General features: G+C 74.6%; 2 protein-coding genes. Both read left to right on the top strand.

Annotated features, from left to right (window positions below):
- Positions 1-314: (2Fe-2S)-binding protein (locus tag ACYVE7_RS34345; protein ID WP_460370785.1), on the top strand; the 314-nt coding region annotated here is incomplete at its 5' end.
- A 199-nt stretch (positions 315-513) separates the two neighbouring features.
- A partial coding sequence (locus tag ACYVE7_RS34340) for an ATP-binding protein (protein ID WP_460370784.1) occupies positions 514-1,168 on the top strand: 655 nt, incomplete at its 3' end.

Genomic DNA, 1,168 nt, shown 5'->3' with positions numbered 1-1,168 from the left:
ACGAGATCCGCCCGTCCGCGCTGCCGCTGTTCGACACCGCGATGAGCGCGCTGCTGCCGCTGCGCGACGCCTGGCCCGAACGGCTCGCCGACGGCCTGATCTGGGGCAACGTCGCCTCCGCCCTCGCCGGGACCCGCCACGCCGCCCGCCTCCGCCCCGAGCTCGCACCCAGAATCCACACACTGATCACCGACCAGCTCGCCCGCAGCCCGCTGCGCGGCGCCCTCACCCCGCCCACCTTCCGCCGCCGAAGCTGCTGCCTCTACTACAAGGTCCCGCCCGGCGGCGACAAGTGCGGCGACTGCTGCCTTTGACCCTCGGGGTCGGCTCCCCACGGGAGGTGCCCGGGGCATCCCGTTTTCCAGGAGTACGGCCTACTCGTCCGCGAGGACGTAGAGTCGCCAGGACGAACTCGGATCGCGGCCGGCGCGTCAGACCATAGGCGGGGACAAGCCCGGCAAGGTAAGCGGAATGGGGCTGGTCGTGACGCGGCGCGGAATTTACGCTCCTGGTGTGGTGACCACTTGGCCGTTCGTCGGCCGTGACGGCGAACTCGCCGCGATCGGGGCCGCGACGGGCCTCGGCGTCCTGGTGACGGGCGCGCCGGGCGTCGGCAAGAGCAGGCTGCTCGCCGAGGCCGCGGCACGCGCCGAAGCGGGGACGACCGTGCTGGACGCCCGCGCCGGGCAGGCCCCGAGCCTGCCGTTCGGGGCGTTCGCCCATCTGCTGCCGATGCGCTCCCAGGTGACCGAGACGGCCCTGGCCGTCGAGACGGTGCTGGCCCGCGCCGGAACCGGCCCGATCCTGCTCGTCATCGACGACGTCCATCTGCTCGACGAGGACTCCGCGCAGCTCGCCAGGGCGCTGGCCGGAACGGGCCGCGTCACGCTGCTGCTGTCCGGCGAGCCGCCCCGGGCGCTGGCCCCGCTGACGCTCGACGCGCTCCCGCTGGCCCCGCTCACGGACGTCGTGGAGCTGCTGGCGGGCGGGGTCGACGAGGCGACCGGCGCGTATCTGGCGTCGCTGTCGGCGGGGGATCTGCGGCTGCTGCACGAACTTGTCCGCGCGGCCCGCTCCACGGGGGTGCTCGCCGACGGGCACTGGCGCGACGTCCCCGAGGCGGTGCCGCGTCAGCGAGCCGACGCGACCAGGGCCGAGCCGCTGCCGC

This window comes from Actinocorallia lasiicapitis, assembly GCF_054778695.1.
This window is presented reverse-complemented; position numbering and strand designations above follow the sequence as displayed.